Below are 12,310 nucleotides of genomic sequence, written 5' to 3' on the forward strand. Positions count from 1 at the left end.
TCCCCGCTTAATAGGCGGGGATTTTATGTAAACCTAGATTATTGGAAATCACCACAACGATTGCTGCCATTAAACTAAAATAGACAGATCTGTATATTATAATTTAGACCGTAATTTTTATAGCGTGTGGAAATTGAAAAACATCGCAATTCGCTCCACCTCCAATTCGATCTACCACTGCAAAATCACTCGGTGCTTCAAAGGTAAGCAAAGGATGATGCCATGTACCTGCTCGATAATTTATGCTTTGCTTTCCATTTGAAACAAATGCACATAACTTTGAAATATCGGGAGTATTCTCGTCCAAAGAAGGTGCCACAATAATTAAAAACTTTTGCTGTTGTAAGGGAATAAATGCCTGAGAGCCTTTCGGATGACGCTCTAGCATTGAAATTTCTAAAGGTAAAACGCTGGCCTTAATATTACGAAAAATACTAATTCCTGCCTTTGCTTCCCCTTCAATTTCTGTTTCAACGAGCGCATGGTAGCGCTCGGTGTGTGTATCATTAATATGGAAAAAGTCATGCCCGTCACAACAAATGACTTCTCCAAAGGGTTGAAAGCTCTCAATCGTTAAGGGTTGAATCTGCACATTCTTCATAATCATGACTTGGCAATTTTTCCCCATAAACGGACACGGCTAATGCCGCCATCTGGAATCATATTAATACGAATATGCGAGATTTTTTCATGCTGTAAAATCTCATTCACATATTCATGAATATGGTCCATTTGCATAGGTTGAGCTTCAAGTAAATAAGCCCAGAACATACTCTGTGGAATCAATTGTGCATCGGTTGCATTCTCAAGGTAAACCGCCTGAATGGATACTTGGGCAGGGAAATTCCCTTTAAAGTGAGCTGTATCAATTTCAAGCTTATCAATTTTCCCGCCTTTACCTAGAGCGAGAATACACCAGTCATAACCTGGGGCACGGCGGCGTTTGGTTTCCCATCCATCACCCATGTTGATGCCACGACCGGGATTAATCAAATTGCGCGGATGTCCAAAATGAGCATCGCTATAGGCAACTACGCGACCACCATTTTCGAGGGCTAATAAATCGAGAGTTTGCTCGCTATCAGTCACCTGAATATGAACATCGCCATAGACACGTAAACGGGCAATACCACCATCTGGGAAAATATTGAGGCGTATATGGGTGAAAAGTGCATCATTATTGACCATAAAAATATGATGCTGGCTTGGGCCGAGTTCAGTATTTTCTAAAATACTTTCCCATTTTGCCCCTGTTAGGTCCCCATTTGGTGCATAACAAGCTTCTAATGATGCAGAAGCGGGATAATTTCCTGTAAAAAAGCTGGTATCAATATCAAGTGCACTGATTTTCCCACTTACACCTAGTTTTACGATGCACCAGTCATAGCCCGCATGACGCTTACGACGCGTTTCCCAACCGTCCATCCATTTGCCGTTGTCATCAAATTTATCTTCAACAAAAACAGGTGCTTCAAATTGCAGCATACGCTTTGCTTCTGCAAAGAAATCATCTGAACACTCAATGACTTGTGCACCAATTCGGGTATCTGCCAAATTGGTTTTCATATTCAAAATTTCAGGAAGTTCAAAAGCTGGAGCGTGCAATGTTGCCATAATGGGGTATCCGTATTTCTTGTTAAAAACATGATTTTTCATTTAAAACTGCCCTAACACTGAGCGTGCTAAGACGAGTTTTATACTTAAATATATAAGCATGGTGCATGCCAGTTTTGTGGAAAAGCCAAATAAATTTTGAATGATGGCATGTTTTTAGCATAAGCACCCTATAGGTGAATATCTATAGGAGAGTGTTATGAATGTGGTGATTATTGGTGCGGGAATGGGAGGTCTAACCACAGGCATTGCATTAAAAAAATTTGGTCACCAAGTTCACATTTTTGAGCAAACAGAAAAGATTCTTCCAGTCGGTGCTGCAATTTCGCTGTGGTCAAATGGTGTGAAATGTCTAAACTATCTGGGATTAACAGAGAAAATCGCCAAACTTGGTGGACAAATGGACGACTTGGCCTACGTAGATGGCTTAACTGGAGATGTGATGACACAATTCAGTTTATTGCCATTAATTGAAGAAGTCGGTCAACGGCCTTATCCAGTTGCACGCGCTGATTTACAAAACATGCTGATGGATGAGTTTGGCCGAGATCAGATTTATTTAGGCAAAAAAATGGTGCGCCTCGAAGACAACGCTGATTATGTTGAAGTGCATTTTGCTGATGGTAGCTCTACACAAGCCGATTTAGTAATTGGGGCAGATGGCACTCACTCAATTACACGGGCCTATGTGTTGGGCCAGCAAGTACAGCGCCGTTATGCCGGTTATGTGAACTGGAATGGTCTGGTTGAAATATCTGAAGACTTAGCTCCAGCTCAGCAATGGACCACCTATGTTGGGGAAGGTAAGCGTGCTTCTCTGATGCCGGTTGCGGATGGCAAATTCTATTTCTTTTTAGATGTGCCTTTACCAGCAGGTTTAGAAAATAATCGAGATGAATATAAAAAACTTTTAAAACAATATTTTGCTGATTGGTGTTTACCAGTACAGCAGCTCATTGAACGTTTAGACCCGCAAAAGACCAATCGGGTAGAAATACATGATATTGAGCCGTTTACCCAGTTTTATAAAGGTCGCGTGGTGATTTTAGGTGATGCTGCGCACAGCACCACACCTGATATTGGACAAGGTGGCTGCCAAGCCATGGAAGATGCGATTTATTTAGCGCGTTCTTTGCAAATTAATACTTTAGGTGTCGAAGACGCTTTACGTCGCTATCAAAACAAGCGCAACGAACGTGCAAATGAGATGGTACTTCGTGCGCGCAAACGCTGCGATGTGACCCATATGAAAGATAAAACGGTTACACAAGCGTGGTATGCAGAATTACGCCGTGAACAAGGTGGACATATTATGCAGGGGATTATTAGTAATATTGTGGGTAATCCACTCGATTAAAACAAAAACAGCAAGGAATTCTCCTTGCTGTTTTATATTCTAAATAATGATTTTAGAAGTGGTATTTAACCAATGCACTGACGTTGTTTTCGTCTCGGCCTTGCAGACCAAATTTGTTATTCCACACTGAGTGCTCAATACCTAAGTATAGACGTGTATCAGGAGAAATGTGTTTACCTACATTCCATTTCCATTGAGTTGTCCAGTTCAACTCGCTGGCATGGTCGCCTTCAGCAGTTGACCAGTCAAGGAAACCGTCTACCAAGAAATCTTCAGAGCCTAATTTTAATGGAATACCATAAACAAATGTCATTTGGTAATCGTCGTCAGTGTTCTCATTATTTGCACGGTAGAAGTTTAAATTCGCATATTGGAAATATGGGATATTTAAGTCGACAGCAAAACCATAAAGGAAATTATCGAAGTTGTTGCCGTCTTCACTATTGCCTTCCCAAGTGGTACTAATTAACACATCTTTGATTGGGCCATACGCCAGTTTTTTACCTGATATTTCACCTAAGCTTAAACGTGGTGATAACTCGAAGTAAGTACTCTTGTGGTCATTTTCACCACGCATACGGTCCATAAAGAAAAATACATCAGCGTATTTAACTTTCGCTGCATATTCCAAAGTAAGGGTTGTTTCTTTCTCATCTACAACTTCATAGTTTTCACCATAAAGTCCAGTCACGCTAAAATCTTGCCAGATTGGTTTTGCCTGAACCATGGCAGTTGCAGATAACAAGGCACAAGTCGCCGCAAGTTGCTTTAATTGCATTTAAATGATCTCCCCCCAAATAAAGCACGCTAAGGATACAGTGTCTTAAGCAAAAATGAAGCCAAATTTGATCAACGGTTAAAAAAAGGCCCACCGAAGTGGGGCGCTAAAAACTAAATCTTTAATGTGTATTTCTGGTATTTATTGTTTGGCTTAAATGAGGGGTACGCGAGCTGCGAAATGTAGGTAAATGATTAAATAACAAATTCAACAAGATAGCAAAGATACAAGCTGAACTAATGCCTGAATGGAACAAAGTTTGTACCCAAACTGGGAAATGAGCATAAAATTCATGGTTAATAATTGGGATCATACCTGCCGATAAAGCGGTCGCGACAATAATTAAATTTTTCTGATCGTTATAATCTATTTTTGCCAAAGTGCGAATTCCACTGGCTGCAACCGATCCAAATAAGACCAAACCTGCACCACCAAGTACGGGCATTGGAATTGCTGCAATCAAACGACCCATAATAGGGAGTAGACCCAAAATAATCAGAATCACACCGCCTGCTGCTACTACGAAGCGGCTTTTTATACCTGTAATCGCAACCAGTCCAACATTTTGGGCAAAAGCACTTTGCATAAACGAACCAAAGATAGGCGCAAAAGCACTTGAAAACATATCCGCACGTACACCATTGGCGATACGTTTAGCATCTACTTCAGTTCCTACAATATCTCCGACAGCAATAATATCGGCTGTGGTTTCCGTCATAATGACTAAAGTCACAATCAACATCGACAAGATTGCGCTGAGCTCGAAAGTCGGTAAGCCAAATGCAAATAAGTGTGGAAATTGCAGCCATGCGCCTGAGCTTACCTGACTAAAATCACCAAAACCCATGAAGTAGGCCAGTATGGTACCTGCAACAATGGCTAATAAAATTGATAAACGACGAATGTTGGCTTGCGGCAGAATATTTAAAACAATCACAATGCCTAAGGTTAGTAAGGCCAAAGAGATATTTTCTACACTTCCCCAGTCGGGTGCTTTATTGTTACCACCCATCATCCAGCGAACTGCGACGGGTAACAGAGATAAACCAATAATTGTGATGACGCATCCCGTTACAACAGGCGGGAAAAAACGAATAATTTTAGAAAAATAAGGCGCAAGACATAGGCCAATCAGAGATGCGGCAATGACCGCACCGTATACAGCAGGTAAGCCACCGCCCGTGGTAATAATGGCAACCATGGTTGCAACACCTGCAAAAGACACGCCCTGAACTAAAGGTAATTTTGCACCTAGATATTTGGTCCCAATTGTTTGAATCAGTGTTGCCAATCCACCTACAAATAGGGCCGCTGCAATTAGCATTCCGACTTGTGCTGAGCTTAATCCAGCCGCTGTTCCAATAATAAGGGGCGGTGCAACAATGCCACCATACATGGTAAGCACGTGCTGTAACCCATAAGCAAAACTTTTGGATATTCCTAAATATTCATGCTCTGGAGAAATCGCATTCTTTTGCCGATGATTCATATTTTTCTCCTCGTTATATTTGAGTTAGCTACCGCGATAAGTGGAGTAAGCAAACGGGCTAATCAGTAAGGGAATGTGGTAATGCTGATTAATGTCTTCTATAAAAAATTGAATGCAAACACGCGGGAAAAAAGTTTTGATTTTTAGTGATGAAAAATAAGGGGCGATTTCGAACTCAAGTTGATAAGCACCCTCTGCAAACTCTTTTATTCCAAAATCACTCACACGCCCATCTTGGTTCGTGGTTGCGGTCGCAATCAGCTCATGGGTTTCTGCATGAAACAACTTCACTTCTACGTGTGCAGCTGGTTTGCCTAAATTCGTATCTAAAATATGAGTGCTGATCATGCTTGTATTTCCTGAGATAGACGTAATAGAGCAATCGCTGCGAGTTGCTCATGTACAATTATTTTTTCGATAGCTAAGTCATGTTGTAAACGTTCATGTAGCTTTTTTAAAATCTGATCGCTACTGAGTCCTGCCGCTTTAATTAAAAAAATAAAGCCAAACTTTTGTTCATAATCGAGATTGCCTTGCAGCAGAGCTTGCTGCGTTTTTTCATCTAGAGAAATGCCAGCTTGTTCTTGATTTGAAAAATCTTGCTCTTTTGCATTGAGTTGCTTTTTTGCCTGCCGTTCACCAATTTTTGGGTGAGTTGCTAATGCTGCTTGAATCTCTTGCCATGACCACATTTGACTTAAATTTTCTGCATATTCCAAAAGAGATGTTTTTGATGAATAAGGCCGTTCTAAGATGATTTTTTCGGCCCATGTTGGAATGTGGACACAGTTTTTTAACAAAGTCTTGAGTTGTTCGGGGGGGGCTTGATTAAACTCGGCTAAAAACACTGTTATTCCTAAACTCATTGTCGTGATATAGAGTTTTAGCAATAACAGTGCCAATAGCTGTTAATCAACAGTTTAAGAATTTAAAAATCAATTATTCAGTTATGTGATTTTTATACCAATGTTCAGCGATATCCTGACGACGACATACCCAGACACGATCGTGCATTTGAATGTAGTCGAGAAATTTTTGTAAGGCTTTAAAACGACCCGGATGCCCTAAAATACGGCAATGCATTCCAATTGACATCATTTTTGGTGCAGTTTCACCTTCTGCGTACAGCACATCAAAACTATCTTTTAAATATTGAAAAAACTGTTCTGAATTATTAAATCCACCCGGTGAACAGAACTTCATGTCGTTACATTCTAAAGTATAAGGAATAATTAAATGGGGGCGGGATGCACCCGCAGCATCGGTAAGTGTGTTCCAAAAAGGCAGGTCATCACCATAATAATCAGAGTCATATTGTATTTGTGGGAACTCTGCAAGTAACTGACGAGTATTGGGGCTGTCACGTCCTGTGTACCAACCTATCACTTTATTTTCAAACAAGTTTTCTAAAACAGATAAAGCTTGTTCCATGTGCTGTTTTTCTACTTCAATATCGGTATCTTGATAGTGAAGCCAGCGGTAGCCATGAGACACTACATCATAATCAGCTTGCTTAATGGCTTCCACAATATAAGGATTGCGGGCAAGCGCCATTGCAACTCCAAAAATGGTCATTGGAAGCTTGCGCCGTTCAAACTCACTATGAATGCGCCAAAATCCAGCACGTGAACCATATTCGTACATAGAGTCCATCGACATGTGTTTAGCAGGGTAGCTTGCAGCACCAATAATCTCTGATAAAAACTGTTCCGAACCCTCATCGCCGTGCTCAATATGTTTTTCGCCACCTTCTTCATAATTAAGCACAAATTGCACAGCAACCTTGGCATTATTAGGCCATTTAACCTGTGGAGGCTGTCCGTGATAACCGATTAAATCACGTGAATAAGGAGACTTTTGAATTTGCTCAATGAGCGCGGCACCAGATAGATAAAATTCGGTCACGATTGCTCTCCTTTTGTTCAATTTTTCATAAATATTTAAAAAATCAGCTTGCATATTTTTATAGATGGACTGATATTGAAGATATGAAGATCTTCAAAATAAATTAAAAGCAGTACGTTTAAGTCAGGAGATAACAAACCATTACACCATCAAAATGTACAATTGAAGTCAGTTCATGCATGCTTAAAACATGCCAACATAAAAAAGTTTTGCATAGAAAAGATCCACAGTAAGAAAGAGAGGATGGTATTTATGAATATAGAAATCCGCACAGATAAAAACATCCATAATAGCGAACGTTTAATTACTTATGTACGTGCAGAACTTACTCAAGAATTCCAACGTCATAGCGAACGTATTACGCATTTCTCGGTTCATTTTAGTGATGAAAATGGGGACAAAAGTGGTGACAAAGATATCCACTGTATGATTGAAGCACGTCCTTCAGGTTTGAAACCAGTTGCAGTGCACCATAAAGCAGGAAATATTGATGCTTCAATTCATGGTGCAATTGAAAAATTAAAACGTAGCCTCGAACATACTTTTGAGAAAAAAGAACACCCGAGAGGTGGGCAACCAGAATTCATTGATGATGAAGTTTAATTGAAAACGGTAAAAAGCCCTTCGGGGCTTTTTTTATATCTGATGAAAATAAAACTATTCACAACATTAGGTTTGCAATGCAATGCAATCAACCTCTAAAATCTGGAGAAGAGATTAGGCATAATAGCCCTAATATATTTTTGAGAGATGGTCATGTTAACCACCCAGCAGCAAGCTTTAATTAAAGCCATAGAAGAATTAGAACTCGCGCAAGTGCAAAAATTACTTGCTGAAGGACTTGATCCGAACTTTATTGATCCGGAACAGGGGCCACCTATATCAATTATCTGTGACGGAATTTTTAAATGGTGGGAAAATGTATCGGAAGCTTATGAAGCAGGTACACCATTATCAAAAGAAGAAAAGCAACAAGCATTGCAAGTTTACCTCGATATTCTTGAAGCTTTGATTCAGGCCAAAGCCAATGTACATCTTTGGGATGCAGAAGAGTTTTACGGTCCATTATGGGATGCTGCAAGCTCGGCATGTGCTCCAGCTGTTCAACGTTTACTCGATGAAAAAGTTGATCCAAACTCGCGTGATGAAGAAGGACTTACTATTTTATCTTCAATCAGTCAGTTGTTCTTTGATTGTGAATTTGATGAAATAGATTGGTCAGAATCACTTGAAGAAGAGCGCGAAACATTAGAATTATTGCGCCGTCACGGGGCAAAGATGTCAAAAGAATTAACTACTTAATTGGATATTAGAATGAAAATAGTACAAGTCTTAACTTTTGCTTTATCTACTGTTGCTGCTGGAAGTACTTTTGCAGCTGAGTTCTCGTTTGACCGCCCAGGGGCAGGAATGGGGACGGGTATTACCCCTGTAGGCAATTTGGCTTGGGAGCAAGGTTTACCAAGCGTAACTTATACTGAAGCAACTGTTGATGGTGTTAAAGAAAAGACCGTAACCTTAAATCAAGATATGTTGTTCCGTACAGGTTTAGGTCGTGACTTAGAATTACAGTTAGGATGGCAGGGTCCAGCGTGGACTCAAACTAAACGTGCTGGCAAAAAAAATGATACTTCGGGCTTTGGTGACGTAAGCATCGGTTTAAAAAAAGCGATTGATTTAAAAGATGACAGATTGTCTATGGCAGTGTTGGCTGAGGCGATCATTGCAACCGGAAATGATGAATTTACGGCACATGACGACATTTATAGTCTTACCTCTGCGGTAGCTTACCAATATAGTGATTTAGTAGGTACTTCAATTACCATGCGCTATGAAGTGCAAAATAGTGATTGGGCAGTGACAGCAGTACCAACCATTGACTATAAAATTGCAGGTAAGCTCTCAGGTTATTCAGAGTTCATTTACCGTAAAGCTGAAAGCCAAGACTATGAATATGGTCTAGGTACAGGTCTAGTTTATGCGGTAAATAATCGTACCCAGCTTGATGCAAGCATAGGCGTCGATTTAAATGGTCAAGATAAGAGCTACAACGGTGGCTTAGGCGTGTCATTCTTGTTCTAATCGAAGCAATTTAAATTTATGTTAATGAAAAAGCTTATTCATCAGGGAATTCTTTATTTTCTAGCAGTTGCTGTTTGTGTGTTTAGCCAGTTGGTTTCTGCGCAAGACAAGTTGCTGTCACCCGAACAAGCTTTTTCATTTTCGGTTGAATCTTCTGAACCGCATACTGCAAGTTTATCTTGGCAGATTCAGCCAAATTACTATCTATATCAGCATAAATTTACCGTACAACAAGGTACTCAACCTTTAGCTTTAAAGTTACCAAAAGCTATTGCTCAATATGATGAAAATTATGGGCAAAGTCAGGTTTACTACAATCAAGTTAATTTTCAAATTAAGACAAAGCCCTCAGAACACTACAGTGTGACTTGGCAGGGTTGTGCCAAAGACCGTATTTGCTACCCACCTCAAACAATTGAGTTTCAAACTGATGCCGATGGTTTGGTCGGTGTGCAAAACCAAGCAGGAACCGCACCAAAACGATTGTTGGATTTAGCAAATACACAAACAGACGCTTCTTCAGAAACTCTAGAAAAAGAGCAGGGCACAGCACAGGCAGCTGATACAACTACTCCGCAAGTTGCGCAAGATCAGATTTGGTCAGCTAAACTGATCGAACACTCTCTTTGGTATGGGATTTTATTATTTTTAGGTTTAGGCATGTTGCTCGCATTTACGCCATGCTCTTTACCAATGCTTCCTATTTTAACTTCATTAATTATTCGAGAGCATAAAGGTTTAAAAGCTTGGGTCATTGCTTTGACCTTTGTTTGTAGTATGGCATTGGTTTATGCAGGGTTAGGTTTAATTGCTTCTTCAGCAGGCTTAAATTTCCAACGCTGGTTACAACAGCCTGCTACTTTAATTGCTTTTAGTTTGCTGTTTATTGTATTTGCTCTGAATCTATTTGGCTTGTTTGAGCTTCGTTTGCCGCAAACATGGTTAAATCGACTTGACCGCATTCAGTCCATGCAACAAGGTGGAACTTTAGTAGGTGCTGGCATCATGGGTGTGGTTTCTGCGCTCTTGGTGGGTCCTTGTATGACTGCACCTCTGGCTGGAACATTATTATTTATTTCTCAAACACAAAATCAATGGCAAGGGGCTTTGCTTTTATTCTGCCTAGGTTTTGGAATGGGAATTCCCTTATTGCTCGCGAGCATATTAGGTGCAAAATTTTTACCTAAAGCTGGCGACTGGATGCATCAGATTAAAGTGATTTTTGCTTTCCTGATGTTGGGTTTAAGCCTCTACTTTATTCGTCCTTTATTGCCTGATTGGGGCATGCAAGTACTTAGTCTAGTATTAGGACTCGCTTTTATAGCTTATGCTGTTTATCAGTTTTTCTGGAAAAAAGGGCAGCTACAATGGCTCTATGCGATTTTATTGTTAATCGTTACACCTTTTGTAGCCTATAACCAGTATCAACATATTCATAATCGAAATTTGCAAAGTTCTGATCACATGGCCGAGTGGCATATTGCAACTACAGCAGCAGATTTTCAGAAAATTTTAGCGGCTGCTCCAGCTGATCGGGCTATTGTAGTTGATGTTTATGCAGACTGGTGTGTTGCCTGCCAACCGATTGAGCACCGTATTTTAAAAGCACCCGAGGTTCAATCTGCTCTTGCGCCATATTATTTAATTAAGCTTGATTTGAGCCATTATGATCAGTCGCATGAGGCTCTACTCAAACAATGGAATATTTTAGGGCCACCGACCTATTTATTCTTAAGCCCAGAGCAAAAAGAAATTCGTGCGTTGCGTTTAACGGGTGCCTTTAGCCAGCAAGAACTTTTACAGCAACTCGCGAGTTTGGCAAAACTAAAAGAATCATAGCGTATTAATAGCCTCGGTCTGATGAAATGTACGTACCTGATTACGTCCTGATGCTTTTACGGCATAAAGCGCTTGGTCTGCTTGTCTAATCACAAGATAAGGGTCTTGTGCAAAAGCTGAACTGCTTATTCCAAAACTCGCGCTAATATGAATAGGATTATTTTGAGTGCTAAAAACTGGCAGTTCTTCTAAAGCATGGCGGCAGCGCTCAGCAATTTTTTCTGCTTGAATAATATCGGTATGGGGGAGCAATAAAATAAACTCCTCGCCACCAAATCGACCAATAATATCTTCACTACGCACGTTGTTTGACAGGCATTGGGCAATTTCAATTAAAACCTGATCGCCTTGATGATGTCCGTATATATCATTAATTTTTTTAAAGTGATCAATATCCAGAAGTATGACCGCATAATCAAATTGCTGTTGGTGTAGTGACTCTAAATGCGTGTTTAAACTACGTCTATTTAATACGTTGGTTAATGGGTCGAGTTGACTTAGGCGTTGAATATAAGTTTCCCGTTGGCGCCATTGGGTGAGTAATATCTCAAATAAAATAAAACAGGCTAATAAAATCGGCATAATAAAAAATGCCATACTTCCTAACCAAAAGGGATTGGTTTGAGCACGTTGCATAGCAATAAGATTAAATAACGGCGCATAAGGCAAAGTACCTTTCATACTCAAATAAGTACATACGGTTAAAATAACGGTCGCAGGCACGAGGGCGCTATAAACAATTTTTCTATCAAATAACACCAAACCCACACCAATGGTGCCGACATAACCCACCATGGTTGCAGGGCTAATACTGCCAATTAAATATCCATCGTGACATAGCATGAGTGCAAAGAATTGCACGCTAATAAACGGAATAATTTTTTGTGCCCACTCATGATTTTTGTAGCGATAGCAGGGAATAATCAATGAAGCTAATAAAAATAAGGTAAATAGATTTAACCAGATTTGCGATTCAACTAAAGGTAAATGTGCCCATTGCCAGACACTTGGTGTAATTAAAATATAGCCTTTCCATAAAATCCAACTGAAATTCATTGCACAGGCAAGTGTGAGCATGAGGGCGCTTTTTTGTAATGGCGTCCAGTTAATGATGTGATTATTGTGGATGAAATCGATTATCACCTGTTTTGTTCTATGTATTGGATGAGTGATTAAACGACTTTTCATAATAAGTAAGGGCTCCTAAATATAGATGCCTCTTTGTTGGACCATCCTAAAATTGAAT

At 40.0% G+C, this 12,310-nt stretch carries 13 protein-coding genes; 5 read left to right on the forward strand and 8 right to left on the reverse strand.

The features are described from left to right. Positions 1 to 103 precede the first annotated feature (103 nt). Positions 104 to 607 carry an ureidoglycolate lyase gene (locus AC07M3_RS07185; protein ID WP_494567070.1) on the reverse strand — a complete coding sequence of 168 codons (504 nt, stop codon included), beginning with the start codon at positions 605 to 607 and terminating at the stop codon, positions 104 to 106. Further along, positions 604 to 1,614, reverse strand: a complete 1,011-nt coding sequence (alc, locus tag AC07M3_RS07190; protein WP_494567069.1) for an allantoicase — start codon at positions 1,612 to 1,614, stop codon at positions 604 to 606. Before alc ends, AC07M3_RS07185 begins: the two co-directional genes overlap by 4 nt. A gap of 199 nt (positions 1,615 to 1,813) precedes the next feature. Here alc and hpxO point away from each other — a divergent pair, with 199 nt between their 5' ends. Next, positions 1,814 to 2,971 carry an FAD-dependent urate hydroxylase HpxO gene (gene hpxO / locus AC07M3_RS07195; RefSeq protein WP_494567068.1) on the forward strand — a complete coding sequence of 386 codons (1,158 nt, stop codon included), beginning with the start codon at positions 1,814 to 1,816 and terminating at the stop codon, positions 2,969 to 2,971. Positions 2,972 to 3,023: 52 nt separating this feature from the next. On the opposite strand, the gene AC07M3_RS07200 is transcribed toward hpxO, so the two are convergent. The 5 genes from AC07M3_RS07200 to puuE all read right to left on the reverse strand — a co-directional run bounded on the left by AC07M3_RS07200 (position 3,024) and on the right by puuE (position 7,143). Then, complete coding sequence (locus tag AC07M3_RS07200) at positions 3,024 to 3,749, reverse strand: outer membrane protein OmpK (protein WP_133747319.1); 726 nt, start codon at positions 3,747 to 3,749, stop codon at positions 3,024 to 3,026. A gap of 121 nt (positions 3,750 to 3,870) precedes the next feature. Continuing rightward, positions 3,871 to 5,238 carry a nucleobase:cation symporter-2 family protein gene (locus tag AC07M3_RS07205; RefSeq protein ID WP_494567067.1) on the reverse strand — a complete coding sequence of 456 codons (1,368 nt, stop codon included), beginning with the start codon at positions 5,236 to 5,238 and terminating at the stop codon, positions 3,871 to 3,873. Between the two features lie 24 nt (positions 5,239 to 5,262). Next, complete coding sequence (gene uraH, locus AC07M3_RS07210) at positions 5,263 to 5,586, reverse strand: hydroxyisourate hydrolase (protein ID WP_017391057.1); 324 nt, start codon at positions 5,584 to 5,586, stop codon at positions 5,263 to 5,265. Further along, positions 5,583 to 6,086, reverse strand: a complete 504-nt coding sequence (gene uraD / locus AC07M3_RS07215; protein ID WP_005037986.1) for a 2-oxo-4-hydroxy-4-carboxy-5-ureidoimidazoline decarboxylase — start codon at positions 6,084 to 6,086, stop codon at positions 5,583 to 5,585. The genes uraH and uraD overlap by 4 nt, the downstream gene beginning before the upstream one ends. Positions 6,087 to 6,177: 91 nt before the next feature. Then, on the reverse strand, positions 6,178 to 7,143 hold the full coding sequence (gene puuE / locus AC07M3_RS07220) for an allantoinase PuuE (RefSeq protein ID WP_494567066.1): 966 nt from the start codon (positions 7,141 to 7,143) through the stop codon (positions 6,178 to 6,180). A gap of 252 nt (positions 7,144 to 7,395) precedes the next feature. On the opposite strand from puuE, the gene AC07M3_RS07225 reads away from it, so the two are divergent. From AC07M3_RS07225 to dsbD, 4 genes are all read left to right on the forward strand, one after another. Next, complete coding sequence (locus tag AC07M3_RS07225; protein ID WP_004640014.1) at positions 7,396 to 7,746, forward strand: HPF/RaiA family ribosome-associated protein; 351 nt, start codon at positions 7,396 to 7,398, stop codon at positions 7,744 to 7,746. Positions 7,747 to 7,899: 153 nt separating this feature from the next. Beyond that, complete coding sequence (locus AC07M3_RS07230) at positions 7,900 to 8,445, forward strand: ankyrin repeat domain-containing protein (protein WP_198078387.1); 546 nt, start codon at positions 7,900 to 7,902, stop codon at positions 8,443 to 8,445. Positions 8,446 to 8,457: 12 nt separating this feature from the next. After that, a complete protein-coding gene (locus AC07M3_RS07235; RefSeq protein ID WP_005037991.1) occupies positions 8,458 to 9,225 on the forward strand; it encodes a transporter in 768 nt (255 codons plus the stop codon). Between the two features lie 18 nt (positions 9,226 to 9,243). Next, positions 9,244 to 11,064, forward strand: coding sequence for a protein-disulfide reductase DsbD (gene dsbD, locus AC07M3_RS07240; RefSeq protein WP_494567065.1), 1,821 nt, complete (start codon positions 9,244 to 9,246; stop codon positions 11,062 to 11,064). Here the strand turns inward: dsbD and AC07M3_RS07245 are convergent. Then, the gene (locus AC07M3_RS07245) at positions 11,059 to 12,252 is read right to left on the reverse strand and encodes a GGDEF domain-containing protein (protein ID WP_494567064.1); all 1,194 of its coding nucleotides are present in this window, start codon (positions 12,250 to 12,252) and stop codon (positions 11,059 to 11,061) included. The two genes, dsbD and AC07M3_RS07245, sit on opposite strands and share 6 nt — an antisense overlap. Positions 12,253 to 12,310 lie beyond the last annotated feature (58 nt).

It is taken from the genome of Acinetobacter sp. GW821-FHT09D10 (genome assembly GCF_059416285.1).

What these genes read in the sequence shown, in the direction of transcription:
- uraH (WP_017391057.1), bottom strand. Translation starts at nt 5,586, where the DNA reads ATGATCAGCACTCATATTTTAGATACGAATTTAGGCAAACCAGCTGCA.
- AC07M3_RS07230 (WP_198078387.1), top strand. Translation starts at nt 7,900, where the DNA reads ATGTTAACCACCCAGCAGCAAGCTTTAATTAAAGCCATAGAAGAATTA.
- hpxO (WP_494567068.1), top strand. Translation starts at nt 1,814, where the DNA reads ATGAATGTGGTGATTATTGGTGCGGGAATGGGAGGTCTAACCACAGGC.
- AC07M3_RS07225 (WP_004640014.1), top strand. Translation starts at nt 7,396, where the DNA reads ATGAATATAGAAATCCGCACAGATAAAAACATCCATAATAGCGAACGT.
- AC07M3_RS07245 (WP_494567064.1), bottom strand. Translation starts at nt 12,252, where the DNA reads ATGAAAAGTCGTTTAATCACTCATCCAATACATAGAACAAAACAGGTG.
- AC07M3_RS07200 (WP_133747319.1), bottom strand. Translation starts at nt 3,749, where the DNA reads ATGCAATTAAAGCAACTTGCGGCGACTTGTGCCTTGTTATCTGCAACT.
- dsbD (WP_494567065.1), top strand. Translation starts at nt 9,244, where the DNA reads ATGTTAATGAAAAAGCTTATTCATCAGGGAATTCTTTATTTTCTAGCA.
- AC07M3_RS07235 (WP_005037991.1), top strand. Translation starts at nt 8,458, where the DNA reads ATGAAAATAGTACAAGTCTTAACTTTTGCTTTATCTACTGTTGCTGCT.
- alc (WP_494567069.1), bottom strand. Translation starts at nt 1,614, where the DNA reads ATGGCAACATTGCACGCTCCAGCTTTTGAACTTCCTGAAATTTTGAAT.
- AC07M3_RS07185 (WP_494567070.1), bottom strand. Translation starts at nt 607, where the DNA reads ATGATTATGAAGAATGTGCAGATTCAACCCTTAACGATTGAGAGCTTT.
- AC07M3_RS07205 (WP_494567067.1), bottom strand. Translation starts at nt 5,238, where the DNA reads ATGAATCATCGGCAAAAGAATGCGATTTCTCCAGAGCATGAATATTTA.